Genomic DNA, 1,543 nt, shown 5'->3' on the forward strand with positions numbered 1-1,543 from the left:
GTAACTATTCACCCGCAAGGTCTTGACAGCAAAGTTATGTGACTGAGTTAACTTGATCCCACATCCAACTTGAGTGATCTTTTCGTGGTGGCAATCTGGTGGTATGAATAAGAAAACATTACCTCCACCGCCAGATTTCGATTCGCCTGAAGAGGCGAAAGACATCATCCACTTTTTATGGAATAAGCTGGCAGAGCTTGAAGACCGACTAAATCAAAATAGTCGAAACTCTTCTGTGCCATCATCCCAACAACCCCTTCATAATAAAGCAAAGAATACCTCTCCGAACCGGAAGACATCTGGAAAAAAGCAAGGAGCTCAACCAGGTCATAAAGGCCATCGCCGACTGCTTCATCCTGTTGAAGACAGTGCCTCGGTTGAGCAATACTTACCGAATAAGATATGCCACTGCGGTGGGTGTGTTATTCCAAATCGAAAACCTTATAAACGACACCAAATCTTTGACTTGCCAGATATCTCATACACGCTTGTTGAACATCAAATCTTTAAAGGCGAGTGCGCATGGTGTGGTGATAAGCATCAAGCGGAGCTTCCAGAGTCTGTGCCCGATGTTCAAATGGGGCCAAATCTACATAGCTTTATCGCAATCCAGGCGACGCAGCACCACCAAAGCATAGGTAAAATACAATCTATGTTGAAAGACGTCTTCCAGCTTAACTTCTCAACAGGTGCAATATCAGCGGTGCAAGGACGAGTCACTGAATACTTAGCCGATACTCATACTCAAATTCATGAAACAGTCAAAGCATCTAAACTGATTATGGCTGATGAGACTTCGCATCAGCGCAATAATGATAAACGCTGGATGTGGGCCGCACTCAGCAATGACGTAGCCTTATTCCAAATTAACAGTGGAAGAAACCAACATGCTGCCAAACGAGTACTTGGTGAAGCGGTTTCACACCTTTTAGTGACTGACCAATATTCTGCCTACAAATATATCGACGAATCTAAGCGCCAATTATGCTGGGCTCACATATTAAGGAACGTCATCGCTATCGAGGATAGCGTTTGTCCTGAAAACCAAAAAGTCGGAGAAAAACTCGCTTTAATCGCTCATAGCGTATTCAGGTGTCATCACCGATATATCGAAGAAAAAATTACCGAAAGCCAATATTACCGCCGACTCAGGCGATTACGAAAGAGCTGGCTTCATTGGCTCAAATTGGGTAGTTATCAATGCTCAAAACGATATCGAGGTAGATGTCGAAACCTCATCGCTGATGATGCCATGGTCTGGCGGTTTATGGACGACTCCGAGTGCCCGTTAACAAACAACGCAGCGGAGCGAGTTCTCCGTAATTACATACTGATGAGGAAGTGTTGTTACGTGACTCGCTCATATCGAGGCGACCAGTTCCGCGAACGAATGTTCTCGCTGATAGAAACAGCCAAACTTCAGCAGGTCTCTGCTTATAAATGGCTGCGTGAAATCGTCGAACATCACATGTTGAAAGTTGATTATCAGGCGCCAGTATTTTTAGCGTAAACCGTCGTCAATAGCTCGTGGGTGAATAGTTAC

1 protein-coding gene is annotated in these 1,543 nt (G+C 44.6%); it reads left to right on the top strand.

What is annotated here, in order from left to right:
* Window positions 1–103: 103 nt before the first annotated feature.
* Window positions 104–1,510, top strand: coding sequence for an IS66 family transposase (gene tnpC / locus R8N49_RS24590; RefSeq protein ID WP_318190154.1), 1,407 nt, complete (start codon window positions 104–106; stop codon window positions 1,508–1,510).
* Window positions 1,511–1,543: the final 33 nt, after the last annotated feature.

The sequence above is a fragment of the Vibrio sp. 1978 genome, assembly GCF_033344345.1.